The organism is Spirochaetota bacterium, assembly GCA_038043445.1.
GTDB lineage: Bacteria > Spirochaetota > Brachyspiria > Brachyspirales > JACRPF01 > JBBTBY01.
Map to the genome: position 1 here is coordinate 101,245 of JBBTBY010000066.1, position 24,022 is coordinate 125,266.

The 24,022-nt window shown below is 54.0% G+C and carries 21 protein-coding genes and 1 tRNA gene; 7 read left to right on the forward strand and 15 right to left on the reverse strand.

All coding sequences use genetic code 11. The annotated features are described in order from the left end of the window. The 7 genes from AABZ39_10435 to AABZ39_10465 form a co-directional block, all read right to left on the reverse strand. A partial coding sequence (locus tag AABZ39_10435) for a hypothetical protein (protein MEK6795186.1) occupies nucleotides 1-476 on the reverse strand: 476 nt, incomplete at its 3' end. 63 nt (nucleotides 477-539) lie between these two features. Next, nucleotides 540-3,038, reverse strand: coding sequence for a family 14 glycosylhydrolase (locus AABZ39_10440; protein ID MEK6795187.1), 2,499 nt, complete (start codon nucleotides 3,036-3,038; stop codon nucleotides 540-542). A 43-nt stretch (nucleotides 3,039-3,081) separates the two neighbouring features. Next, entirely contained in the window at nucleotides 3,082-5,166 is a 2,085-nt protein-coding gene (locus tag AABZ39_10445; protein MEK6795188.1) for a DUF6259 domain-containing protein, read from the reverse strand. Continuing rightward, nucleotides 5,147-6,949 (reverse strand): extracellular solute-binding protein, encoded by a 1,803-nt coding sequence (locus tag AABZ39_10450; GenBank protein MEK6795189.1) that lies wholly within the window; start codon nucleotides 6,947-6,949, stop codon nucleotides 5,147-5,149. Before AABZ39_10450 ends, AABZ39_10445 begins: the two co-directional genes overlap by 20 nt. Before the next feature lie 41 nt (nucleotides 6,950-6,990). Next, nucleotides 6,991-8,355 carry an FAD-dependent oxidoreductase gene (locus AABZ39_10455; protein ID MEK6795190.1) on the reverse strand — a complete coding sequence of 455 codons (1,365 nt, stop codon included), beginning with the start codon at nucleotides 8,353-8,355 and terminating at the stop codon, nucleotides 6,991-6,993. 8 nt (nucleotides 8,356-8,363) lie between these two features. After that, nucleotides 8,364-9,779, reverse strand: coding sequence for a LamG-like jellyroll fold domain-containing protein (locus AABZ39_10460; GenBank protein MEK6795191.1), 1,416 nt, complete (start codon nucleotides 9,777-9,779; stop codon nucleotides 8,364-8,366). A 21-nt stretch (nucleotides 9,780-9,800) separates the two neighbouring features. After that, the gene (locus AABZ39_10465; protein MEK6795192.1) at nucleotides 9,801-10,418 is read right to left on the reverse strand and encodes a hypothetical protein; all 618 of its coding nucleotides are present in this window, start codon (nucleotides 10,416-10,418) and stop codon (nucleotides 9,801-9,803) included. Nucleotides 10,419-10,559: 141 nt separating this feature from the next. Between AABZ39_10465 and AABZ39_10470 the strand changes: the two genes are divergently transcribed. Further along, nucleotides 10,560-11,354 carry an AraC family transcriptional regulator gene (locus tag AABZ39_10470; GenBank protein ID MEK6795193.1) on the forward strand — a complete coding sequence of 265 codons (795 nt, stop codon included), beginning with the start codon at nucleotides 10,560-10,562 and terminating at the stop codon, nucleotides 11,352-11,354. 209 nt (nucleotides 11,355-11,563) lie between these two features. Continuing rightward, nucleotides 11,564-11,646, forward strand: a tRNA-Ser gene (locus AABZ39_10475). A 57-nt stretch (nucleotides 11,647-11,703) separates the two neighbouring features. On the opposite strand, the gene AABZ39_10480 is transcribed toward AABZ39_10475, so the two are convergent. From AABZ39_10480 to AABZ39_10495, 4 genes are all read right to left on the reverse strand, one after another. After that, entirely contained in the window at nucleotides 11,704-12,561 is an 858-nt protein-coding gene (locus tag AABZ39_10480) for a GGDEF domain-containing protein (GenBank protein MEK6795194.1), read from the reverse strand. Between the two features lie 64 nt (nucleotides 12,562-12,625). After that, complete coding sequence (locus AABZ39_10485) at nucleotides 12,626-14,326, reverse strand: SpoIVB peptidase S55 domain-containing protein (protein ID MEK6795195.1); 1,701 nt, start codon at nucleotides 14,324-14,326, stop codon at nucleotides 12,626-12,628. A 3-nt stretch (nucleotides 14,327-14,329) separates the two neighbouring features. After that, entirely contained in the window at nucleotides 14,330-15,394 is a 1,065-nt protein-coding gene (locus AABZ39_10490; protein MEK6795196.1) for a hypothetical protein, read from the reverse strand. A gap of 5 nt (nucleotides 15,395-15,399) precedes the next feature. Then, nucleotides 15,400-16,995, reverse strand: a complete 1,596-nt coding sequence (locus AABZ39_10495; protein ID MEK6795197.1) for a 1,4-alpha-glucan branching protein domain-containing protein — start codon at nucleotides 16,993-16,995, stop codon at nucleotides 15,400-15,402. A 99-nt stretch (nucleotides 16,996-17,094) separates the two neighbouring features. Between AABZ39_10495 and AABZ39_10500 the strand changes: the two genes are divergently transcribed. After that, a complete protein-coding gene (locus AABZ39_10500) occupies nucleotides 17,095-17,877 on the forward strand; it encodes an esterase (GenBank protein ID MEK6795198.1) in 783 nt (260 codons plus the stop codon). A 20-nt stretch (nucleotides 17,878-17,897) separates the two neighbouring features. Here the strand turns inward: AABZ39_10500 and AABZ39_10505 are convergent, their stop codons facing one another. Continuing rightward, on the reverse strand, nucleotides 17,898-18,956 hold the full coding sequence (locus AABZ39_10505; protein ID MEK6795199.1) for a uroporphyrinogen decarboxylase family protein: 1,059 nt from the start codon (nucleotides 18,954-18,956) through the stop codon (nucleotides 17,898-17,900). A 178-nt stretch (nucleotides 18,957-19,134) separates the two neighbouring features. On the opposite strand from AABZ39_10505, the gene AABZ39_10510 reads away from it, so the two are divergent. From AABZ39_10510 to AABZ39_10525, 4 genes are all read left to right on the forward strand, one after another. After that, nucleotides 19,135-20,016, forward strand: a complete 882-nt coding sequence (locus tag AABZ39_10510) for a PocR ligand-binding domain-containing protein (GenBank protein MEK6795200.1) — start codon at nucleotides 19,135-19,137, stop codon at nucleotides 20,014-20,016. Between the two features lie 6 nt (nucleotides 20,017-20,022). Continuing rightward, the gene (locus AABZ39_10515) at nucleotides 20,023-20,769 is read left to right on the forward strand and encodes a hypothetical protein (protein MEK6795201.1); all 747 of its coding nucleotides are present in this window, start codon (nucleotides 20,023-20,025) and stop codon (nucleotides 20,767-20,769) included. Nucleotides 20,770-20,886: 117 nt separating this feature from the next. Continuing rightward, nucleotides 20,887-21,327 carry a DUF1801 domain-containing protein gene (locus AABZ39_10520; GenBank protein ID MEK6795202.1) on the forward strand — a complete coding sequence of 147 codons (441 nt, stop codon included), beginning with the start codon at nucleotides 20,887-20,889 and terminating at the stop codon, nucleotides 21,325-21,327. Nucleotides 21,328-21,357: 30 nt separating this feature from the next. Further along, nucleotides 21,358-21,816, forward strand: coding sequence for a VOC family protein (locus AABZ39_10525; GenBank protein MEK6795203.1), 459 nt, complete (start codon nucleotides 21,358-21,360; stop codon nucleotides 21,814-21,816). An 81-nt stretch (nucleotides 21,817-21,897) separates the two neighbouring features. Here AABZ39_10525 and AABZ39_10530 read toward each other — a convergent pair whose 3' ends face one another. The 3 genes from AABZ39_10530 to AABZ39_10540 form a co-directional block, all read right to left on the reverse strand. Further along, nucleotides 21,898-22,314, reverse strand: a complete 417-nt coding sequence (locus AABZ39_10530; protein MEK6795204.1) for a PIN domain-containing protein — start codon at nucleotides 22,312-22,314, stop codon at nucleotides 21,898-21,900. Nucleotides 22,315-22,895: 581 nt separating this feature from the next. Then, complete coding sequence (locus AABZ39_10535; protein ID MEK6795205.1) at nucleotides 22,896-23,135, reverse strand: HepT-like ribonuclease domain-containing protein; 240 nt, start codon at nucleotides 23,133-23,135, stop codon at nucleotides 22,896-22,898. Between the two features lie 96 nt (nucleotides 23,136-23,231). Further along, nucleotides 23,232-23,528, reverse strand: coding sequence for a nucleotidyltransferase family protein (locus tag AABZ39_10540; GenBank protein MEK6795206.1), 297 nt, complete (start codon nucleotides 23,526-23,528; stop codon nucleotides 23,232-23,234). Between the last annotated feature and the right edge of the window lie 494 nt (nucleotides 23,529-24,022).

A 24,022-nucleotide genomic window follows, 5' to 3' on the forward strand; every position in this document is an offset into this window, starting at 1 on the left:
TGCGCGAACGACAAGGCGCCGAGCGCGCCGTCTGCGACGGAGAATGACGTATACGATTCGAGCTTTCCGTCGGATGATCGCACCTTTACCGTGTATTCACCGCCCTCGATACGTTTTACCTTTCCGCTCATGATGGAACTCACGAACACGCCGCCGGCATTGAGCGTGAATGTCCCTATCTTCCGGGGCGATGCATCCTTTTTCTGGAGCGTGACATCGATCTCTTTGCCCGCTGCGAGCGGCATGAGCACTTTGAGGAATACTTCCTCATTAGGCCAATAAAGCGGCTGATCGCTCGTCACCGATATGAATTTCAATCCGAGTACATCCACCTTCACGGCATCGATGATCTTTTTCTTCTCGATATCGACCTTAAAGAGCGCTGTTTCCTTCATGGGGTCCCCTTTTTTTGCTGTATCGGGGACAGCGGCTATAACGGCGAAGGCTGCGATAACAACAATGAATGACCGACGCATGGGATACCTCTCGATGACATTTCTCGGCAAGTATAACGCGCAATGGGGAAAATAGTAACAGCGCTACGGATATACAACGCGGCATTCCGGCAGTTCAATGGCTGCCAGGGAATGCGGCTGCATTGAGACATCGATATCCATCGCTTTTTCCGGCTTCTGTGCGCCAGCGCGTGCCAGCGCTTCGGGCGCTATGTGGAAACGTTTTTCCACGGCGGTATTGTTGGTGTTGCAGATAAGGATGCGCTTTGCAAGGAGCGCACACCATACGCCGTCATCGATGCCGTCCGCTACGGGCACACCGGCATAGCGCATCGGCAGTGCTATCTTCCCGTGAACGACAGCGCTGACCGCATGGATGAACTGCTTGTGGTCTATGTCGTCGACCGGGAGCAGCACCGATGCCCCCTTCCCGATCGCTACGATGCATGCGGCCGATCGCGCGGCATTGAATTTCCGCTTCATCGACGGGGGTGGGGCCTCTGCCGGTTCATCCTGAGTCGATGGATAGCATTTCACCCAATCAACCGCAACGCCGAGTATTCGGGTATCCCTGGACCCTGCATCGAGTTCCCGCGGGTCCCACGTTTCAGCCCGTATCTCAATATCGGCGGTCGTTTTTCCCGGGGCTGCGCTCCCGATCGCCGCACGGAACATCGATCGCCGTTCATTCGATACGCTGCCAGCGGAAGCACCGTTGATGAATATCTCGCATCGCGAAGAGAGCTTGCCGGGGTGCCGCGCGATGGAGATGGCGATAGTGTTCTCACGGGTTGGATCGACGAACACCTTGACGTGTGCGTTCGAACCCGTCCATCGCTTCTTTATCGCATCCGGTTTTCCGCCCCATTCCCAATGCCCGCTTTCGCGTCCGTGCCAATCGCCGGATATCCATAGCGTATCATGTTCCGCTCCGATATCGACCATGGCCGCACCGATGTCCGTAATGGGCCAGATATCGGTGCTTGCCGGAAGCGATGCACGCTGGGGAAAAAGCGTCGTATCCGGAGTGCGCGTACCGTCGACCATTTCCAGGACAGCACGGTCGGCGGCTATGAGAACACCGCCCGCTTTCACCCATTGGACGATACGGTCAATGGCATGCGGATCGAAAACCGTTCCCTCAGGGATAATGAGCGTACGCATTGCTGCGAGTACGCCGTCCTCTACAAGACGTTCATCCGCTATCTCGTGATCAAAAAGATCGACGGCCGCATCGCAGGCGGCTTTCAAGTGCACCGGCATCTGCTGCCCCGCGCGAAGCCGGTGATCGGTAGTTGGGAAAAAGAATGCGATGTCCGTAAAGGAATATTCCCCTTCCATGTACCGACCGTATCGCGCGAAAATATCCTTCGCACGCAGCAGATTCCCCTTGTAGTCGAAGAATTCCTTTGTGCCGGAGATCGCATCCTTGTAGATGCGCTCTATCTCCTCATTGCGCGATACATCCGACGGCGGCTCGGTCACAAGCGATGTGCCGTAGAATTTTGCCGCGGTGGAGAATCGCCGGTAGAAATAGAGCGGCAGTTTTCCATGGGTGGAACGTACCGTGAACCCCGCCGTCTTCGACCGTGCGACACATCCGGTGTAATCGGCGCCGTACATCACGCGTTCATTCCCGAAGCCTACCTTTATCTCATGCGGTATTCCGGGGAAATAGGTGCGTGATACGGCTGTGGCCTTTCCGGCGAAATCGACCATGGAGCCGAGATACCACGAACAGAAATCGAGCCAGCGTGTACGCGCCTGTGTGCGCTCGGGGACGGAGAGCGATGCGAGATAGTCGGCCTTCGGTCCCTCAGTGGAAAGCCATAACGGATGATCGATCTTTTTTTTATCGGTGAATTCTGTTCCCCATGCGGCATTCACCGCGGGAAGAGAGCGGTAGCGTTCAAGCGCGAATGCAGCAAAGCTCTCCCGCGCATGTGCATCGCCGCACCAGTAGCCGCCGTGTTTGTGTTTTGCCGGGACGACCCAGTCTGCAAGACCTATCGGATAGCCGACCTCGCCGTAATCGCAGACCATCGATACGTATATCGCCGAGATGCGCTTTCCGAAATGCTCCGCAAGCTTTTTATAGAACCGGTCAAAGAGCGTTATCGTCGACGGCGCCCATATCGACGGGGCGAACGTACTTTCACCGTGCTCCATGCACAGAAGCGGATACCAGTACTCGCTCGTGAGCACCCACGGCGGAACAAAATGAAGCCACGGGTACACGGTGTATCCAAGTCCGCGTGCCTGAAGCTCGCGGGCATTGCGGTCGTAGAATTCCCATTGCAGGGAGTCTCGTTCCGGTTCAAGGGGAAGCCAGGTGATATAATCCTCAACGCTGCTGATGCCCACGCTCACGCATTCGTCGATGAATTGCTTGTAATCGCGTGTCGCCGGCGGCGGCATATTACTTGCGGCCGCTTTCAGGAGATCGACAGACAGATTCCCCGTTTTTATCGGTATCGGTGTGCGGATACCTGAAGATGCCCCTTTTTCCTGCGCGAACAGGAGCGATATCGTACAGAACAACGATGCAGTGAACACGAGAATAGAGCCGGTTTTTGTCTTCATGATATCTCCCTGCATTATATCATCACTTTTTTCAGTGACATCCTCACCGGATAAGTTCCGCGCCGCCCCGCTCAAGTTCGATACGCCTTTCTTTCCCTTTCCACGTGAGTACGCCGCTCTGTTTTTCCTCGCTCGCGTTCACGATGATGACCGCTTCGCTTCCGTCCGGCGAGCGAAAGGCATTGTGCATGAGTGCCGGCACGGTACGTTTCGCAGCGGTTATCTGTGCACAGCTCATCGGTGGTTTACGGAGCATGCGCCCGAAAAGAAGATACGGTCTTCCTTCGCCGTGATACAATTCCACCCATCGTGAGAGAAGCGTATGATTCGTCGGCGTGTCGCCGGTGAGCGATCTTGATGAAGGCCCGATGCGCGGCATCTGCCCGTCGGCGAACCCGTGCGCCATCCATACGATATTATTCCCTGCGCTTGCCTGGAATGTCGGGAGGTATTCGTGATAGAGATAATTGAACACCGATGCCCACTCATTGGGGAATTCGCAGTCGCGATAATCCTGAATACCGGCAATGCCGTTGAAAAGCTCATTGGGCTCTTCAAAACCGACGACAACGCCGGGTTCTATCGTCCGTATCGTGGACTGCATGGAGCGAAGCTGTTTTGAGAATACATCGGTCATCCATTTCCCGGGACCGGATGGGTGCGCATGACCGTTCGCATAGCAGAACGCGAACCGTCCGCCGACGTTCTGATCGACCTCGATTATTTCCACGCCAAGCCGCGCAAGCGGTGCGCATACGTCGTTGTTCCACCAGTGCTGTGTCCATGCTTCTCCGGGGCATACGGATGCCACGTCGCCGCCCTTGAGCCATGACGGGGTACGCACGCGAAGATCGCCGTTGAGTTCATGAATGGCATGCGGCCTGATGTGAGCATTGAAATACTCCCGGCCGTCGTAATAGAACATGCCGTCCGGCAGCTTCTGGTACGTGAGCGACCAGTTATACCCCGACGGTCGCATCTCGACATGACAGCCATTCGCGCGGAGATTCGAGACGAGCAGGGCGAATCGATCATTCGACGGGAACACGGGGAAATAATCGCCGCCGCCCACCCACGGGGCGACCTTTTCCCATCCCCAAATGCCGACGATGAGCGGAACATCCGCCGGGAAATTGCGTTTCCAGTAATTCATCACCCACTGTTCGATACGCTCAGGCGTTGCGAGCCAGGGGCGATTGCTCGGACCGCCCATGGTACAGTCGAATTGCACGCTCGCAGCACCCGCTTTCATCCATGCGGGAATATCCGTCCGCTTTGCGTACGTAGTCGCGCACCACGGCTGCGAAAGCGCCCATTCCTTGTACACATCGGCCGCCGCACGCCAATCGGATGAAGCGATGGCCGAAGTTACGACATCGTAGGGCAGCGAATACTCGTGTTGTGCATGACACAGGTGCTTGAATGAAAGTTCGGCATGATCGGGACGACGGAGCTCAAGCTGCTTCGGATATCCCGCGCCGTCGTATGCGGCGATGTAGATGCCGCCCGCATCGTCGTAGCAATATCCGAACTGTGCCGCAAGCGTTCCCGGCTGCTGGAATTCCCATCGGCCGTTCGTCGGGAGCGATGCGGTCATGCGAACGCCGCCTTTCGGGGAAGCGGCGATGAACCTGTCGTCATCGAGGGATGAACCCATCGGCGATGCGAGCGCGATGACAGGATAGCGCACCTCGGTAAGGATGTACGGCTCAGGAAAGGCAGCCGATATATGCCAGCGCACAAGCGTATCCTTCTGCGATACACCGGCAGTACAGATCACTTTGATCTGCGGTTCGGAAAATTCAAAGGTCAAACGGACGGATGGATCGCTTTTTACCATCGCTGCGGCGCACGACGCTTGCGCACTTTCAAGCGTGAGCGTTTTAGCGCCGTCGAGGAAGGTGAGCGTGAAAAGAGAACCTGGGCCGGGGGAAAGTTCAGCTGCTCCGCGTATCGATGTTACGGCACCGCGTGTCTTATCGATTGCCACGGCTATCGATCCGTTCTCGAGAACGATGTCATTTCCCCGCTCAGAGACCGATGCGGCGAACATGCTGAAGCAAACGAAGGATACAGCGATGAGGTGAGATGTGTGGAGCGTGCGTGTGCTATCGCCCGTTGTATTCATACGCCTTCCTTATGGTGCCGCCTTTCTCTACATTCGCCACAAGCATGCGCTCATAGCTCGTATCGACCTCTCGCGTTACCGCCCGAAGCAGCGTATAGCGATATTTCGCTGCGAGCTCATTGCGGCCGGCATGCATACCCGTGAGCATTTTTATACGCTGTGCGCCGGATATCTTCTCGTCATTGAAGATGCTCCGCCGAAAATCCTTGGTGACCGAAAGATAATCCTTGTATCCCCGGGCAAGATAGTACGGGGTGAATTCATCGCGGAGCTTTTCGAACGACAGCTCGCCTATCTGCAGAAGCGCATAGAGCTGGCTCCATTTGATTATCGATTCCCCGCCGATATTGAGGTTCATGCCCGGCGTCACGCCATCGACATGCGGTGTTATGGACGCAAGTATGCCTTCCCCCGGCGCGCCTTTTATGCATGGTATCCAGCCGGTCATTCTGTTGAGTTTTATATTGTTGTTCTTTTCAAGGAGGAAGAGGAGAAAATCGATGGCCGCGCGCTTGCGGTCAGGATCGCTGTCCGGCGTATCGCAGCCGAACCACGTCCCGCTCACTGCATTCTCGTAGCCGGGGCCCTCGAAAACGTTCGCGGCGATATCGTTCTGTCCCGGGAACGGGAAATCGAAGACGCCTATCTCAAATCCGTTATCGCGGCCCTGTTCGACGAGAATGTTCACATCGCCCGTCCATGAGGGTATGAACACCGCGCGCTTCTGGATGAACAGAAGCACCGCATCATCGCGATTGAGGCCGGTGTAACCCGGCGAACAGTTGCTCCCGACGGCGGCGACCATGGCGAATTTTGCGCGGTATGACGGATGATCGAGCGTGATAAGCTCGCTCTTCATGCCGATGTACTGCTCAACGGCGCTGATGCCGCAGTCGTGATTGAAATCGATGACCTCGCGCGCCTTGCTCGTGATCGGCTGAAAGAAATTATTCTCGAGTATATGCGCCATGTGAAAGCTCGAATTCGCTATCGGCACGCATGTATTCGTTTTTATCATTTCGCAGGCGGCGATGAATTCTCCGAATGTCTTCGGCGGAACATCCGAGCCGGTGAATTTCTTCAACAGTGTTTTGTTGTACACCATGCGCGTCAGATGCATCGTAATGCCGACCGTCATGTACTCCTGAAGATCGGGATAGTAGCAGGCGCGAAGCCCGTCCTTGGTGGTGTCGCGCAGGGACAGATCCCTGAATTCGTTGCCCGCATTGTACGGGTTCGGTGCATTGATATATTCGGTCAGCGGCGTGAAATAGCGCATGAAATAGCTGATAAGGAGATTGTACGGCACATAGCCTATCTGTATGAGATCGGGCGGCGCACCGCCGACCATCTGCGTGCTGAACCACTGGCCGTAAGTATTGTAGGGAACTCCGATCTGTATTATCCGAACGTTCGGATGGAGCTTTCGATATTCCTTTGCGATAAGGTCGATGCCGTCGCGAAAGCCCGGCTCAAGCTGCCAATGCGCGATGCGTACGGTTATGGTGCGCGACTTCGCTGAGCGAGGCAAACGAATTTTCATACCCGGTGTCGGGGCATCCTTCTCGGTAATATCGGGGTAGTTCTCATTACAGAGCGCGTCGACCGTCGTTTGGTGGTTCGATGCTATCTCTACCAGCGAATCGCCCGGACGCACCGTATAGTATCTGTCCTCATCATCGTTCTGATTGATATACACGATGAAAGCGGAAACGCAGAATGCCAGGGCAATGATGATGAACCCGAAGCGTTCCCGCAGGAATCGTATGGCGTGTGACAACATGAGCGTCTCCTCCTGGTTTTTCATCAGTATACACTATTCTGTTAAAAAATTATCGATCCGCCTTTTGCAAGAAGCGACCGCACTTTACCCGCATCTATCCCCGTTACCGATACATCGCTGTCCAACGCCTGCCACGCGGCCACACCCGCCGCCTCGCCGGTCTGATTGCAGTTCACCTGCACACGAAGCGCTCCGTACGCGCCGCGGTCGGCATCCATAAGCCGTCCTGCAACAAGAATATTCTCGGCACCCTCCGGCACAAGGCATCCAAGCGGTATCTGGAAATAGGCTGGTGTTGCTTCGCTCTCGTCCCGCCAGCGCTTCCACGTAACGCCGCCCATCGGGAGTACCACTTCCTCGCGGCCGTCAAGATAGAGAAGACTTGTCCCGCCGGGGTGATGAATATCAACCGGATACGTTCCATTGCCGATGGCATCATCAAAGCGCTTCCCGTAGAGAAGCTCATCCTGTGTCATGCGATGTCGGCATACTGCATGCCATGTCTCGCGGACGCCGAGGGCCTGCGCGGTGGCAACAAGCACTACCTTTGCGGCGCTCTCCCCGAAACGCTTTCGTATCATATCAAGAAAAGCGCGTGAGATGCGGCGGCCTTCCATGAGCGCTTTCGTAAGCTCGTCGGGATCGCTCGCATCGATGCCGTTCAAGCGCGGTCCGAATATGTTCTGTATCTCCGATGTCTGCGGCACGACGCCGAACCAGGGATTGCTTCCCGGGAATTTGAATTCCTCCACGAGCGGGCGCACTTCTTTCCATAGATCGATGCCGGGATTCTGTTTTCGCACTTCCTCTATCCCGTAGGCGAGGGATTGATACGACACCGGCTGCAGCACATCGTGCTTTACCGCCTGAAAGCCCGCACGACGGAGGAGGTCACCGTCGCCCGATGCATCAATGAACATGCGCGCCTTGATCGCCCGCCGACCGCCCTTATCCTCGATGATGACGGCCGTTATGCGCTTGCCGTCCATGACAGGCATGGAGAATTTCGCCGACAGGAATACACGCACCGAATGTTCAATGAGCAGCGCATCAAGTTCCACCGCCATTTCAGCGGAGTTGAAATTATACTGATCGCGATGTATCGGGGTTATATCGCGTATCGCATTGCGCTTGCGAAGTCGCGCGATGACCTCGTCAAGCAATCCGCCGATGATCTTTTCGTTCTTATGAACATCGTACACGGAATGCCAGGCGTTCACCTGCGCACAGGTCGCCATGCCGCCGAGCATGGTGTGCTGTTCAACGACAGCAACGCGTGCGCCCAGACGCGCGGCGCGCACCGCGGCAAAAACGCCGGTAACGCTACCGCCGATGATGCATAGATCGCAGTCATGCGCTATCGGCACTTCATGCGCCGGGATGTGAATCGCTTTTGTGTTCGTCATGCGATGTCCTATTTCAGTATTTGTATGTTCGCGGCGTTGTGGAGTTCCATTATCTCAGCGGCGTTGAGATCACGCGCAAACACTGCAATGCCGCCGAGGTTGCCTTTGAAATTATTTTCGGGAGCGCCTTTTCCTACGACGAACGAATCTCTGAATATGTTCCCCGAAAGCGGTGTTCTCTTTGCCGACGTCTCCTTCCCGTTCACGAAACAGCGGATAGCCCCGCCGGAGCATATCGCCGCGAGCGTCAGCCACTCGCCGATGGGGGTATCCGCCGGTGCGTCAAGGCGCATGCCCCATGACCCATCGCCGTCGTTCTCATTGCGCATACCGGCGAGTATACCATCTGTGTACGTCCCATCAAATCGCACCACGGTGAATATCGTCGCAGAATCCTTCTGTGCGAATGCGGCAAGCTCATCGGCTTTCTCCGGCGCAAGCGAGAGCGATACGGTGCCGTCGAACGCTGCGGAGAACCCGGAGAACGGGCCGCTTTGCATACGCACCGCCTTTCCGCCGCGCTCCTCAAGCGGGAACGGCTTGCCTGCAATGATGGAACGCCGCGCCCCTTTATTCTCGCCGAATGTCCAGAAAGCGATAAGGTCGGGTGATGCCACGAAATGCTCCATCGCCTCCCACATGCGCCAGTAGTCGTCGGGGCCGATGGAATTATTGAACGGGAATTCGCAGCGTCTGTCTTTCATTATCTCAGTGAACGTATCGAGCTCCTGTCGGGATTCGGGGGGCGCAACAATGGTGATGACCGGCAGCCCGCCATCGGTCGGGATGCGTACCGCCGTCGACGCATCGGGCGTGACACCGGACACATTGCCGTCGTGTACTGCCCAGGGACAGAGCATATCGTTCTGATTGTAGAAGTTCTGAAAACCGAACTGCGCATCGAACATCCATGCATTGCGGTCGATGTACGGTTCTACCGCCGTCCCCGACCAATAAATGTATGACATGAGGTTCTTCACGGGGCCGACGTTCACGACATAGCCGCGCTTGCCGTTGCAGGATGGTCCGCATATCGTCGATTGATCATTGCCTTCCGCAGAGTAATATCCCTTCAGTCCGAGGTTCACATGGAACATATATGCCAGTTCCGAGCGGGGACTGATGTTGTTGTACCCCTCATCGGTAGATCCGTCAAAGCTGAAGCGTCCGTTGAATCCCTTTCCCGCCACCGGCTCCACACGCGGAAGCCGCCAGCCGCTGATATCTTTCATGCGCACTTGGTCATGATAGATAAGCTGCTTCGCCCAGGTATTCGCATCGCGCCAGCTTAACTTGCCGTTGGACTTATACCCGCTTGTCTGAACATAATTCGCGTCCGCGAGCCAGGTAAGGTCCTGTACCTCATCGTAGAGAAGTCCGCCGCCCATGTCGTGAAGCGTACCTTTTTTTATTGCCGTTTTCATTGTCATGCTCCTCGGTGTATTTCAGGACTTCATCGCGCTTACATCGCCGTCATGTACCGGCCATACATAGCGGCTGTTGGGCCGCGGCATGCCGTCGCGCTGATTGCCCTCCGATGTGGTGAACACCCACACCGCAGGCGAGGGGTAGTGCAGTGACGGATCGCCGCACCAGTAGCCGTAGGACTGAAGGTTCTTCACCGGACCGATATCGGCTTCCCCGCTCCACATCGCCGTCCAGCTGCCGAGCACGCCGAAACGTCGCGGGCGTTTGCCGTCGACCGTCCACCATCCGGTCAAACCGAGATTGCAATAGTACATATAGGAAAATTCCGCATGGGGGCTTCTGATGTTGTATCCCTCATCACTGGTACCGTCCATCCTGAATTGATGGTTGAAATCGGCACCGATGGGTCTTACCCGCGGCAGACGCCAGCCGGCTATATCGATGCCCCGCACCGTATCATGATAGACAAGGTTTTTTACCCATGCTGCCGCATCCGCCCAGGACATCTGCCCGCTCGATGACGCACCGGAGGTCTTTGCATGATTGGCATCCGCGAGCCAGGTGACATTGAGCACGGAATCATAGAGCAACCCGCCCCCGCGGTCGATGAGCGTTTTAGCTGTCGTTGTTCCCATACAAATGCTCCTTTTGCACAATCTATCAGTATGCCGTCAGGATATCTTATCATACAGCATAAAAATACGGATATCGGTTGATATATTCAATGCACGGATATACTATATATTTGCACAATATTACTGCGTTTGGAGTTCCGGATGAATTCACCCATGAGCTTCTACTTCCGCGGGGGAAAGGAGGAACCGCGTTCGTCGCTTGCACCCTGGCCGTGGCAGAAATACCCCTGGGCGCATATCGAGATACCGATGGGCGGGGAATGGACGGTATCGCTTGAAAAGGGCACGCTTCATGTTCGTTCAGACGAAATGCTTCTGCTTAAACCGGGTGTTTCGCACAGCGTCCGAAAAACGAGCGATGGCCCAATGACGACGATATACGCGCTTCTCTCGTGGCGGTGGCGCGGAGAGGATGTCATCGCGCAATGTCGATTCCCGACGGTGCTGCCGAAGGATACCGCGGAGAAGGTGCTCCCCCTCATCAGGGGGCTCATCGGGAACGCAAAACAGAAAGGGCTTGCGTTCGCGGCCCGCGAGCAGCAGCTTGGTTTCTCCCTGCTCGAAATAATAAGTCCGCACGCCGTCCACCCGCTTGACGATGCGTTATCCCGTGACGATTCGAGGATATCCCATGCGCTTGATCATATCGACATGCACTGGAACGAGAACATCGGACGCAGGGACCTTGCAGCGCTCGCCGGTCTTTCTCCGAGCAGATTCCACACGGTGTTCAGGAATGCCACCGGTTTTTCACCCACGGCATACATAACGGCGACACGCCTCGCGCACGCCTCTGAAATGCTCGAATCGACGAAGACGTCCATCGGTGATATCGCCGCGGCCTGCGGTTTCTCATCAGTGTACTATTTTTCCCGCTGTTTCAGTGCGCACAAAAAGACGACGCCGTCAGCGTACCGTAATTTCCATCGCGCATGATGGGAATGCCAGGATAAACACAGATAGTATCGGAAAAACAATACCGAATCCCCTTCTTATCTGCGTTCATCCGTGTTCATTGAGTGAGTGAAGCGAACGGGCGGTTAATTTTACCACAAAGGAAAGTCGCACACGGAATGACATAGCGCCTTGCGAAAACACGGTTATTCGGTATAATGCCCCTCGTTCCAAATGCGGCACAGCCGCAGGGAGAGATTGCCTAATTGGTAAGGCACCGGTTTCGAAAACCGGCGCGAGCAATCGCTTGGGGGTTCGAGTCCCCCTCTCTCCGATAGCACTTGTGCATGCTTGCGCATTCTTGTGCATTGCAGCTCGCGCATTCCTCGATCTATTTCACCGTCCGGCAGGCGATGTCGTTCTTCCCGGCGTATTTTACCGTGTACATGAGGCCGTCACCGAGGCGAAGCATTTCGTCAACAGAAGCCGGCGGTTTTTCGAACGTCACCGCGCCGATCGACAGCGTTACCGGGAACCGCTTGCCGCGTATGACGCGCATGATCGACTTTGAAAGCTTTTTGAGCGTGGCGAGCGCCACATCGGTGCCCGTCTCCGGGAAGAGTATGCAGAACTCATCGCCCCCGGCACGCGCGGCGATATCGTTGACGCGAAGTTCGTGACGCATGATACGCGCCACATCGCGGAGCACATCGTCGCCGCGGTTATGGCCGAAACGATCGTTGACTTCCTTGAAATTATCGATGTCCATGAACGCGAACGTGAATGCGTGGCCGTAGCGGGTAAGCCGTGCCGTCTCGGAGGCGGCCGCTTCGCGGAATACCCGCATGTTCGAAAGGCCCGTAAGCTCATCGGTACGCGCAAGCATCGCCTCCCGCATGAGGACAGCTTTGAATTGTGCGCTGATGACAGAGATGATGACGAAATAAGCGAGACGAATGACGGTGTTCCAGAACAGCATCCACGGGGCGGCATAGACATGCCCGCTGGTAACATCGGCGACACCCCAGGCGAGCGCGCATACGAATGACGCACCTATGGCGAAGAGGAACCCTCCGCGCGAGAAGACGATGAACAGTATCGGGAAAAGGTAAAAGAGGGAGAACGCCAATTCCGGCCCGGTGAAATGGTCGAGATAGCCGAGGAGAACGATGAAGGGCAGCGCGATGGCGATTGCGGCAGCACCGTGGATGCGCTCCATGCGAACGGTCAGTCGGGCGATAGCGTTCATGCAAAACACCTTGGGAGTAGACATTGGATAGAGTATACCGCGAAAACGAATCCGGCGAAAGGGGCTATTCCTTCGCGGCTGTGACGCGTATCTGAATGCTCTCATTCCCGAGTATGACGTTCGTGCCGCTCGTGCGCGAGCGGATGGAGCTCATGAGCGCCGACTTTTCCGTCGTCGGCTCCTGCGAAAGCATCCCGTAATACGACGAGGGAAGGCGTTCGAATTCATTCCCATTAAGGAGCACGCCCTTCACCGATGCGAAGAGCCACACATTGAGCGCGCGCGCATCGGCGGGACGCGAGAGTATGTCGAACATCTCATCGATGGACTTCGGCGTGTAGCGGCGCGGGAAATAGGTGCGCTGGAACTGCTCGAAGGACATATCGCCGCCGGCATAGACGGTATACGAACCCGGCCGTATGATATCCGGAAGGACGAACGTCATATCGCGGAATTCACGCTCGCCGCCGTTCGGGCGAAGCCATACGCGGACACGGACCGTATCGCCGGGCTCATATTCCGACGCATCGGTGCGCAGTTCGTCGATCGCGGAGAAGGACAGTTCATTGCGTATCGATACGTCCATGGCAAGGCGCTTTACGGAAAGCGGTCTGAAGCGGTTGAACATGAACAGCTGCACCGGATAGAGCGCATCCTGCACCGCCGCCTTGTACGCTTCGAGCGATCGGTACGACAGATACAGGTTCGATACGCAAAGCGTACGCTTATAATCGGTCTCAAGCAAAAGTGAAAGCGATACGGTGACCGATTCCCCGAGCCCTTCGCCGACGAGCGATGAAAGCAGTGCCGACCCCGCAAAATCGGGGAATACCGACGGATCGGGAACGATGCGCACCGCGGTGACGCGTTTCTGCCCGGCCTTCTCCACCGATATCGTCACCGGCACCAGAAGCGATGCCGATCGTCCGTATGCACCGGCCAATCCGAATTCGCCGTCATACGTGGTGATGCCGAGCGGTTTGCCGAACGCTGCGCCGAGCTTGAACGATATCTGCTGCGAGGGGATGACCGCGTGGATATAAGCGCGCGATACCGGAACGTTGAGGGCTCCTTTCATGAGCATGGAATGACCGAAGATGAGAAAACGTTTTTCATCCGAATAGGTCACCGTGCCGACGCCCACGGCATTGAGATCGCCTTCCATGAGGGTCACCGCGCAGGCATCGCCCGGGAGAAAATGTCCCGATGATGTGTCGTCCTGAACGGTGCCGCCGCCGGTAAGCGGGAGAAACCCTTTATCGCGGAAGGAGTCCGCATAGAGCGAGAGTACTTCCGGGGAAAAGCCCGATAACATGAGGGGCGATGACACCGGTTTTTCACCGTAGGCGGACGATGTATTCGTCGTTCTGAACGGCTCATACCCGAAGCCGCTTCCGGTCGGGCGATCGAAGAGCTTCGTCATCTCTTCTATCGGCGTAACGCCGCCGGATGCATCCTTGTTGTACGCCCAGCCGAACGCGACGGCCCCGGCAAGCTTGCCGTCGAAGTACACGGGCGAACCGCTCATGCCGGCGATGATGCCGCTCCGGTCGAGCGAAAGTCCCTCGACCTTGACAAGGATGGAATCGGCGCGTCCGCGATGCTTCTTGAGCACGCCGAGCACGGTCACATCGAATCGCTCGATGTTCGTGCCGTGCATGACGGTATATCCCGTACCCTTCATCCCCTCGCGAATGCTGTCGGGGCGTATTATCTCGGCAGCGAGCGCACACGACATGACGAGAAGGAATAATACGCGGTTCATGGACTAGAATTTCCCTTCGGAAAGCTCTTTTTTCTCGCGGACCTTCTCAAGCTGTCCGCTTATCACCGATGTGTTGTACTGGCGGTACATGGTGATGAGCTCATTGCACAGATTGATGTACTTCTGATGGGAATAGTCCGCATCAAGTTTCCTGAGCGTATCGAGGTATGTTCGCTTTTCCGTTTCATCCATCTCGATGCGATTCCCTTCTATCGTCGGGTCATAGGGCTTTACCGCGTCGGAATATCCGCTCTTATAGGTATCCGCCATGAGCGCAAGGAATTCCGTGCGTGATGTTTCATTCTCTATGATGGTCGCCGCCGGCGTTATTATCTTCGCGAAGCGGTCAAAATTCATTACCTCTTTGGCGGCATACTCGCTCACGCCGGGCAGTATCACCGCGACGCGCGGCTGGCATGTCCGGTAATGATTGACGAGATTGAGCACCTCTATCTTCGGGAGCGCTTCGGATGCCTTCGCGTTCACCACCGCCTGTGCGCGCACACCGTCGAACGCCTCCATCGCCTTCATCGCGAACCATTTGAGGCGAGAATCCTCCATGCGATTGGAGCAGACAAGGAGCACGCCGCGTTCGGAGAGACGGAATTCCACCATGACCGAACCGCCGAGCGTGCGTTTGAGCGCGCGCACCGACGCCGCCGTCACCGGCATTCCCTCGACGATGCCGCCGTTCGCTTTATCGCCCACATTGGAAAGCGCGATGAGCGTACGCTCCTTTTTGGTGTAGGGCGACATTATCTCGTATTCGGTGAGTATGCGGTCTATCGCATCGAGCGAGGCATACCCGTAGATGCCGCGATGCTCCTGCGGGTGGCAGCGTTTCAATATCGCGATGAGCTTCTCATTGTAATCGATGAACGCTTCCGTTGCGTTCTCCTTGAGCTTAAGGAGATACTCCTTCGTACAGGCGGTCTGGCGCTGTATATCGCCGTCCCCCACCTGATAGACCTGTGAGTCCTTGACCGCATTGACGAGCATGGTGAGCTTGAGCGAGCCCAGGTCCTCGGCATCCCACAGCGCAAGCAGATGTTCTATCGAGACGCGCATGTTCGTTACCGCCTGTTCGCGTATATCCGGAAATCGATCTCAGAGAAGATATCGTCGCGGTGCTGCACTTGCTTCAGCCACTCCGTATTGAGGTCGCGGTTCTTTATCGCGTAGTAGAGGTCGGTGAACCGATTGAGATGGAGCTTGGTGCGTCGCACGGCGTATTCCACCGTCGTCCCCATTTTCATGATGAACGCCCAGTCGGAGCTCTGCGCAAGGAGGAGCTCCCGCGCCGCCTGATCGAGCGCCTCCTCGTAGACCCCCGATTCACTGTAATAGGTATCGGCAAGTTCCGTCATGCGCTCGGCGGCCTTGTGCAGGTGGCGGTATATCCAGTCGTTGGAACCCTCAAGCCATACTTCGCTGTACCCCTTGTGGCCCCAGCTTGAGAACGACGGCATGGTGACCTGATTGACCGGATGACGTTTGAGATATTCCCTCGGGGTTATCATTTCGACCGTATTCTGGTCGAACGCTGTTTTTCGGATAAGGAAATTGATGAAATCCGGGCCTTCATACCACCAATGACCGAAAAGCTCCGCGTCGTACGGCGAGACTATCATCGGCGGACGGTCGAAGAATTCCGCCAGATGCTCGACCTGCTTCTCACGGTTGAACATGAAATTGCCCGCATGTTCCGCGGCGACGGACATGGCTTCCTCATGATCATACGGCTGCTTGTCCACATTGCGCCCGGTTATCTTGTGATACTTGATCCCGGTATTCGTGCGAAGCCCCCCGTCATGGATGAACGGGCCGATATAGTCGAGCGGGAGATCGAAACCGATATCACGGTAGAATTCGCGGTAGCGCGCGTCGCCGGGGTAGCCTTCTTCAGCCGACCACACGCTCTTTGACGATTCGATATCGCGGCCGAAGGCGGCCACCGGGTGCTGACGCGAACAGAACACCGGCGCATACACGCCGAATTTCGGACGTTTGTCCGCGTACAGAACGCCGTGCGAATCGACGAAGAAGTATTTTATCCCGTTCTCATGGAGATGCTTCTCGAGGCCGGGAAAGAACCCGCACTCGGCGAGCCATATACCCTGCGGCTTCTGCCCGAGATGTTTCTCATGCGTGGCGACCGCCGCCTTGAGCTGCGCATCGATGGCCTTGGGATGATCCATCATGAGCGGGAAGAACCCGTGCGTGCCGCCGCAGGTGATCACATCGAGCACGCCGCGTTCGAGGAATTCGCGGAAACCGTTGTTGAGATTGCAGTGATAGCGGTTGACGAAGATGTCGCGTGCGCGCCGGAATTTATTCAGGTACATCTCGGCGGTACGCTTGAAATGCCATTCATGTTTGGTGCGGTCGCATTCCATTTCGGCGAGGCGTATGAGCTTTTCGATATGACGCACATAGCGGTACTGCAGAAGCTCATTGGCGAGCATGTTCATGAGCGGCGGCGTGAGCGACATGGTTATCTGGAATTTCACGCCGTCATCGACGAGGGAGCGGTAGATATCGAGGAGCGGTATATAGGTCTCGGTTATCGCTTCGAAGAGCCAGTCCTCTTCGAGGAATTCCTCGTGCTCGGGGTGACGTACGTATGGGAGGTGGGCGTGCAGTACCAGCGCAAGATAACCTTTGGCCATTGTGGCCTCCCGGAGAATGATAGATGATTATACACTCGCGGTGGGGGTATTGCAAGGCAACGCATATGCTATAATCTATCGAACCTGCGGAGGTTCATTATGAGAACGATATTGACAGTGCTTGCCGCGGCGCTTTCGCTCTGTGCCGTTGATGATCCGGTGCGCCGGGAGATCATCGTCGATGGTGTTACGCGCGAAGCGCTCGTGTACACGCCGGTGAACGCCGGAACGAGCGATCGTCCGCTCGTGTTCGTTTTCCACGGCCATGGCGGCACCATGCAGCATGCGGCGAATTCATTCGACTATCACCGGCTCTGGCCGGAAGCAATAGTCGTGTACCCGCAGGGGCTTAACACGCCGGGGAAATTGACCGACCCCCAAGGGAAGAAAAGCGGCTGGCAAAGCGGCATCGGTGCGATGGGCGATCGCGACCTGAAATTCTTCGACGCCATGTATGCGCTCCTGAAAGAGAAATACCGCATCGATAAAAAACGCGTCTATGCCACCGGCCACTCGAACGGCGGCGGTTTCACCTATCTCCTTTGGGCGACCCGCGGTGATATTCTCGCCGCTGTCGCACCCATGGCGGCGCTGCTCGGAAGTGAGGACGAGCGGCGGCTCCTTACGCCCAAGCCCGCGTTCCACTGCGCGGGAAAAAAGGATCCGCTCGTGAAGTATGCATGGCAGGAAATGATGATGCAATTCGTGAGGGACCTGAACGGCTGCACGGAGGGGAAACCCGGCGCAAACGACCTTATCACGATATATCCGTCCGCGGGCGATACGCCGTTCATCACGTATATACATAACGGCGGCCACGAGATGCCCAAGGATGCGATACCGTTCATCGTGCAGTTCTTCAAGGACAATGCGAAGCGGTAGTCAGGGCGCGATACTCCCTCTTACGCCGCGACTTTTCTCCGGCAGTTCGCCCGGAAATATTCGATGTACTTATCGCACATATCGTCGCTTATGTTCGCCGGTATGTGATTCCCGACGGCGACGATGAGCCCTTTGCATTCCTCGGCGAGCGCGAACGTCTTGTCCATATCCGCACGCACCTTGTCCCATTTGCCGAACGTCATATCGCGGCAGTCTACCGCGCTCCCCACGAGGCAGTGCGTGTTCCCGAAATTCTTCACCATGTATTCGAAGTCGTTCACCGGTTCGAAGATAAGGCCGTCCGCCCCCGCGGCTGCGATGTCATGCGCGAACATGTGGAAATCCCCGTCCGAGCAGAAGAGCACCTTTTTCCCTGCGGCATGGAGCGGTTCCCAGAGTTTCTTATAGTAGGGGATTATCACGCGGCGGTAGAACGCGGGGTCGATGAACGGGCCGGCCGTCCATACGAAGTCGTCATGCTGGATAACCACTTCGATGTCCGTACGCGCCCACGCATCCATGTGATGCTTGGTAAAGCGGAAGAAGCCGTCGAGCACCTTTTCGAATTTATCCTCTTCCGAAGCGGCGAGAAGAAGGGCATCCCATCCGAACGACTGTATCGCGCCGGAGATTATCGTCTTATAATAGCCGCCGGTATGCAGCTGCTCGGGGAATTTTTCGCGCCGTTCGTCGGCTAGTTTCTGATACGCGGCCACCTGTGCGTTGAAGTCGGGAAGACCGTATTCCTTCACCGGGTCGAACGCCCAGACGTCCTCGGGGTTCACGAACGGGCTCTGCTGAAGATCATGCTGATCGCTCCCGTCCGCGGCATACGATGCATGGCCCATATCGGTCGCCCGTCCGCGGGAAAGCCAGTTGCCATGAAGGCCGTCGTTCGTACCCCAGAGGAGATCGATGTTCCAATTGGAGTAAAAGCGCGGCACCCGGTCGCCGTCATTCTCCGATCTGCCCGATACGCGCGTAACATACTCCTTGTGATACTCCATGCTGTATTCGGTATGCGCGAGGCGGTCTACCGGTTTCAGGTGTATGGTATCAAGCGCCAGTGAACGGCTCATTGTCGGCTCCTTGCATGAAGATGTGAGTAAGGTACCCATAGCCCCTGTCGTATGCCATGGACTATACGGATGATTCCATGTCTTTTTTTTCACCGACTTTTCCGGCCGTTTCGGGTATATCATGTTCGGCAGAGAACCTTGGTTGACAAACCGCTTCCGGATAGTGTACACTGAACGCATGGGAAAACGGCACGTTGATATCCTTATCAATGAAGGGGAGATCCGGGAGCTCCTGTACATCATCCTGAGGCTTTTCGGTCTGCGCGCCGGGTATTTCTGCCAGACCGCCGACGGCTCCTGGAAAGCGGTCATGAACAAGTCCGATTTCTACTGCGAATACTGCATGATCGCGCGCCGGCGTTTCGCGGAACGCTGCGAACGGTCGAACAATGATTTTCTCATCAAGGCGAAGGAACAGATGTCGCCCCTGTGGTACCAGTGCTATAACGGGCTCCATGAGATGTATCTCCCGCTCACCATCGACGGGCACGATGCGGGTTTTCTCCACCTGGGGCAGGTCCGTACCGACAAGGATTTCGATGCCGTCGCCCGTGAGTGCGGCCTCAACGAACACCCCGATATCGATGCTCTTCGGGCAAGCTATCAGGCCATGCCGGTCATGGAACGGAGCAAATTGGAGATGATAGCGAAGCTTGTCACGGTGTTCGCGGAGAACATCGTGCGCAACCGCCTCGTCGATCTTACCAATGCCGACCCGGCGTATTTCCTTGAACGGTATATCGATATGTACGCCTGTTCGGGCGCATCCATACGCGGCGCCGCGCGCTTCATCGGGAAGAGCACATCGTATGTCACGCATATGTTCCGCACGCTTCACCGCATGCCGTTCCGCGATTATCTTACGCGCGTACGCATCGACCGCGCCAGGGAATACCTCCTCTCGAACTCCATCGAGGAAGCGGCATTACGCGCCGGTTTCAAGAACCGCTATCATTTCACACGCGTGTTCACGAAGACCACCGGCAGCTCTCCGGCGGCGTATCAGAAGCGCGAGCGTTCGCGGGAAACGGATAAAAAGAAACCCCCGGCAGTACGGTAGGAACGCATGGAACGGGCGCTTCTCTCGCTGCTCATATCGTGTGCCTGCATGTTCCCTTCGACGTTCGATATCGTCGCAACGAATTCCCTGTCGTATTATACGGCCGTCAGCCGGAATACATGTCGAGATCATCTGGCCTTTATTACGAACTATTACAGCGACAGGGATAATATGAAGCGGCTGCACAGGAAACTGTGGGAGAAGTACCCGAGCAAGGGCGCCGTGTTCGATAATTTGTTCATACACAATTACTATTTTTTCACTATCGTCACGAATGACAAGCGGTATATCACCCATATCGTCCTGGGGAACAACAGGTTCAGCTGGGGCTCGGAAGGGATACAGATAGTGCTTGACACGCTTGGTTCGCTCTTCAGCGCGCATACCGTGCTGGCATTATATAACGAGAAGTATCAGCTGCTGGACGTACTGTACGATGTATCGAAATTCGCCAAACTGAAAATAGAATATCGTGATCTCAACGAGGACGGCCGGCTGGAATTCTGGTATACAAAGAACGAATCGATATATTCCGGCGGTCATGTCCTGTATCTGTTCGACCTCTACCGGATCGACAACGACAGGTTCAGGAAATTGTATGGATACAAACTCGACCATATCTGCAAGGCAGAGGAAATATACCGGAAGGTGACCGCAAGCAGATATGAGAACGCGTTCGTTTTCCAAGGGTATGAGTCGAATGCGGTCAATAGGCGCATCGATATACATACCGTATATAAAGTCATACCGTGACGGTATTTTACTGAGCTGTGATCCGATCCGCGATGATTTCAATGCTCGAGGAAGCGCCATATTGTATTATAGGAAAATATTCATATTGTATCTATAGTGAATGAAGTGGAGAATGATATGGTGAAAAAGAAAACAAAAGGTACAAAAAGAAAAACAGCAAGGCTCCTGGCCGGGGGTAATCCGCAAATCGCAAAAGCAGAGGGAGAAAAGGCTGTTAAGAAGTATATCGCGGCAATACCGGGCTGGAAAAAGAAAGTCGTCGAAAGGATCAATGGATCGATAACTATGGCAGTTCCCGAGACAAAATATGCCGTCAAATGGAATTCGCCTTTTTACGGCATTGAAGATCAGGGCTGGTATGCAACGATACATGTATTTACAAAATATGTTAAAATAACGTTCTTTAACGGCGTTTCCCTGAATCCACATCCACCCGGGTTCACTGATCGCAGTAAAAACGCCAGATGGCTGGATATCTATGAGAACGATAATATTGACAGTGTAATGATGGCTTCCTGGATACAACAAGCTGCAAAACTGCCGGGGTGGAATCCATAATTGATACTGTCAAAAGGAGGAGGAGTTACCATGAATAAAATCACACCAAATTTATGGTTCAATGGGAATGCTGCGGAAGCAGTGGATTTTTATCTATCACTATTCCCTAACGGAAAGATCATTTCAAGATCATACTATCCAACTGATGGTCTGCTCGATTTTCAAAAGCCTTTTGCTGGAAAAGTATTGGCGATCTATTTTGATCTGTTTGGACAGCAATTTACAGCTATTAACGCCGGTAATGAGTTCAGCTTTAACGAATCAGTATCCTTCAATATATCATGTAAAGATCAGGCAGAGATCGATCATTACTGGGAAAAGATCACGGCACATGGGGGTGCAGAGAGCGTATGCGGATGGTGCAAGGACAAGTATGGCCTCTCATGGCAGATCAATCCGGAAAACATTGAAGAACTTATGCTGAGGCCCGGCGCATGGGAGAAATTATTACAGATGAAAAAGATCGATATTGCAGTGTTACTATCATGATGTGATGAGGAAACACGAACGTTTTCCAGTCGCTGCACCTGCATATCCTTAAGCTATCGGAAGAGTGAGCGGCAAATGTACTCATTTGTCCGCTCCACTCGCTTGTTGTACCGCTCTTATTATTTCTATATTCTTATCATTAAAATATTTAAAGTTTTTATCGTATGTCAATAACCTTGTTTTATTGAATTTTGCTTGGTAATATATAATAATATCAGTTAATGGAACTGTTATTCCTTTTCTCAATAATATATTACCAATTTCTGCTAAATCGACAAAATCATTGTGACTTAAAGCAATATATTGAAAACCAGTAAAGTTATCTTTTATAATTACTTTTTCTTTTTCAGACTTACAGCCTATAAGCAATTCCGACAAAATCACTCCACTGTATGCGATTAGATCATTTTCTATATAATTGAATACTCTTTCTCTAAGAATATCATTTAGTTTTCCACGAAAATAATCTATCCATATCGAAGTATCAATTAGATACATTATTACATTTCTCTCATTTTTAGAACGTCGCGATCAATAATGATTTTCCCATAATTATTTTTAATATTTATACGCTTTATTTTCCTTAAATATTCATTAAGTGCAATATGGATTAATTTTGTTTTGTTTTTAATGCCGGTAGCGACCTTCACCTTCTTTATCAATTCATCTGATAAATCTAATGTAGTTCTCATTATATGCATCTCCTATGCATACTAATATACCATGTTATTCAATATTGTCAATTCTTTTAGCGGTACAACACATGATATGCGGCCCTTCATAATTTTTATTTTAATGATCAGGAGAAGAAGGGGAGCACCACGATGAGCCGGATTAGCAGGATTTTGTTGACGATGTAATCCTGCTCATCCTGTTGATCCTGGTGAATCTTCTTTTCCGACGCCATCGTTCTCGAATATCTATCTCGAGACGAATTGCATGTGCCCTCCGCCCTGCGTACATTCTGCACGTTTCAAGAGGAGGAGAAGAAAAGAATTTAGACACGGATCACGCGGAGTGCACCGTAGATATGGACTGCATATCAGGCGCAGTCCAAGGTTAGTGACTTCGTACGCCCGTCACAACGATGACAATATCTTCCCTATCATTTCAACGAGGATGGGCGTTTTATTTACAGATACATCCCAAAGAATGTCCTTATTTATCTTAAAATAGTCATGAATAACGACATCCCTAAATCCGGCGATCTTTCGCCACTCGATCTCCGGATGGGCTTCTTTGATCGAGGACGGAATACGCTTTGAGGCTTCGCCGATTATTTCAAGGTTCCGTACGACCGCATCTCTACCAGTATCCAATCCGAAAGGAACTCTTCTTTTGTCTTACCCCTCGTAAGGGTGACGACCTTTTCAGCGCTTGCATGCATATCTTTCAGGAAAAACGAGTGTGTACGGTCAGACATACTGAACATCCGCCAGTATCTCTTCCCTGATCTCATCCCGGACATCATCAGCGATCACAAGATCGACATGTATACCGAGCATGTCCTCAAGATAGAATTTGAGGTCCATGTAGTTGTCGAATGAAACACCGGAAGGTTCATATTCTACGAGAATATCGATATCGCTATCTGACCGCTGCACTCCATGTACAAAAGAACCGAATACACCGATACGCTTTACCGCAAATTGCCTTGCAATATAGGCCCTTCGTTCGTGAAGGATGCTGTTTATGCTTCCCAAGTCTTGCATGCCTATACTATCGCACTTTTCAATATAAAAATCAAGGAGCGGATCACACGGACAATACAGTCGCTACACCCGCATATCCTTAAGCGATCACATGATATGCGGCCCCAAGAAATACTCATGGCAATGAATGGAAAGAGAAGAAGTTTCTCGCGGAGGCCACGGAGCTCACGGAGGGTTCCATATTCTTCGCGAGCATCGCGGCATCGCGTGATACATCCCCCTTAACAAAATAATGGAAATAAAGACGTCACGCGACGGCGCGAAGACGCGAAGAAGAATAAGAAAAAAGAATTGACACGGATCACGCGGCTCATACAGTCGCTGCACCCGCATATCCTTAAGCTATTACATGATATGCGGCCCCAAGAAAATCATCACGGAGAAGAACGGGAAAGGGAAGAAGTGTCTCACAGAGGCCACGGAGCTCACGGAGGGAACAACCCCTTCTATGATAAAATCAAGCGCGGTACAAACACGTAGTTATGCCGCATTCT

What these genes read in the sequence shown, in the direction of transcription:
- AABZ39_10540 (MEK6795206.1), bottom strand. Translation starts at nt 23,528, where the DNA reads ATGCAAGACTTGGGAAGCATAAACAGCATCCTTCACGAACGAAGGGCC.
- AABZ39_10495 (MEK6795197.1), bottom strand. Translation starts at nt 16,995, where the DNA reads ATGGCCAAAGGTTATCTTGCGCTGGTACTGCACGCCCACCTCCCATAC.
- AABZ39_10450 (MEK6795189.1), bottom strand. Translation starts at nt 6,949, where the DNA reads ATGTTGTCACACGCCATACGATTCCTGCGGGAACGCTTCGGGTTCATC.
- AABZ39_10530 (MEK6795204.1), bottom strand. Translation starts at nt 22,314, where the DNA reads ATGTATCTAATTGATACTTCGATATGGATAGATTATTTTCGTGGAAAA.
- AABZ39_10515 (MEK6795201.1), top strand. Translation starts at nt 20,023, where the DNA reads ATGGAACGGGCGCTTCTCTCGCTGCTCATATCGTGTGCCTGCATGTTC.
- AABZ39_10490 (MEK6795196.1), bottom strand. Translation starts at nt 15,394, where the DNA reads ATGCGCGTCTCGATAGAACATCTGCTTGCGCTGTGGGATGCCGAGGAC.
- AABZ39_10520 (MEK6795202.1), top strand. Translation starts at nt 20,887, where the DNA reads ATGGTGAAAAAGAAAACAAAAGGTACAAAAAGAAAAACAGCAAGGCTC.
- AABZ39_10440 (MEK6795187.1), bottom strand. Translation starts at nt 3,038, where the DNA reads ATGAAGACAAAAACCGGCTCTATTCTCGTGTTCACTGCATCGTTGTTC.
- AABZ39_10480 (MEK6795194.1), bottom strand. Translation starts at nt 12,561, where the DNA reads ATGAACGCTATCGCCCGACTGACCGTTCGCATGGAGCGCATCCACGGT.
- AABZ39_10505 (MEK6795199.1), bottom strand. Translation starts at nt 18,956, where the DNA reads ATGAGCCGTTCACTGGCGCTTGATACCATACACCTGAAACCGGTAGAC.
- AABZ39_10460 (MEK6795191.1), bottom strand. Translation starts at nt 9,779, where the DNA reads ATGAAAACGGCAATAAAAAAAGGTACGCTTCACGACATGGGCGGCGGA.
- AABZ39_10445 (MEK6795188.1), bottom strand. Translation starts at nt 5,166, where the DNA reads ATGAATACAACGGGCGATAGCACACGCACGCTCCACACATCTCACCTC.
- AABZ39_10465 (MEK6795192.1), bottom strand. Translation starts at nt 10,418, where the DNA reads ATGGGAACAACGACAGCTAAAACGCTCATCGACCGCGGGGGCGGGTTG.
- AABZ39_10500 (MEK6795198.1), top strand. Translation starts at nt 17,095, where the DNA reads ATGAGAACGATATTGACAGTGCTTGCCGCGGCGCTTTCGCTCTGTGCC.
- AABZ39_10485 (MEK6795195.1), bottom strand. Translation starts at nt 14,326, where the DNA reads ATGAACCGCGTATTATTCCTTCTCGTCATGTCGTGTGCGCTCGCTGCC.
- AABZ39_10470 (MEK6795193.1), top strand. Translation starts at nt 10,560, where the DNA reads ATGAATTCACCCATGAGCTTCTACTTCCGCGGGGGAAAGGAGGAACCG.
- AABZ39_10525 (MEK6795203.1), top strand. Translation starts at nt 21,358, where the DNA reads ATGAATAAAATCACACCAAATTTATGGTTCAATGGGAATGCTGCGGAA.
- AABZ39_10510 (MEK6795200.1), top strand. Translation starts at nt 19,135, where the DNA reads ATGGGAAAACGGCACGTTGATATCCTTATCAATGAAGGGGAGATCCGG.
- AABZ39_10455 (MEK6795190.1), bottom strand. Translation starts at nt 8,355, where the DNA reads ATGACGAACACAAAAGCGATTCACATCCCGGCGCATGAAGTGCCGATA.